1 protein-coding gene is annotated in these 360 nt (G+C 56.9%); it reads right to left on the reverse strand.

The window, feature by feature from the left end; all coding sequences use genetic code 11:
- Positions 1–349 (reverse strand): VCBS domain-containing protein (locus tag FTW16_RS05535; protein ID WP_222433358.1); only part of this gene is annotated, 349 nt, incomplete at its 3' end.
- Positions 350–360 lie beyond the last annotated feature (11 nt).

Below are 360 nucleotides of genomic sequence, written 5' to 3' on the forward strand. Positions count from 1 at the left end.
CAACCAGATCGTCAGCACTGTCTTCGGTCACGCTGTCTGCCGCGCTGTCGCCCGCTTCGATGGTGATGTCTGAGTCGTCTGCCGCACCATTGATGGTGATCGTGATGGTTTGTGTATCTTTGCCATCCGCCGTCGCAACCGTGTAGGTTTCCACGATTGTCTCGTCTGCGTTCAGGCCTTGGACAGTGGCATTGGTGTTATCCACTTTGTACGTCCAGTTGCCTTCCGCATCGATGGTCAACGTACCTAGTTGAGCTCCGCCTTCCACTGTGCTGCTTGTGAACGTTGGCGTGGGGTTGAACGCGCCGTCGCCATCCGCATCGGTCACGGTCAAGCTGCCTGTGCTCACCAGGTTGTTAC

Source organism: Vibrio sp. T20 (genome assembly GCF_007858795.1).
GTDB lineage: Bacteria > Pseudomonadota > Gammaproteobacteria > Enterobacterales > Vibrionaceae > Vibrio > Vibrio satsumensis.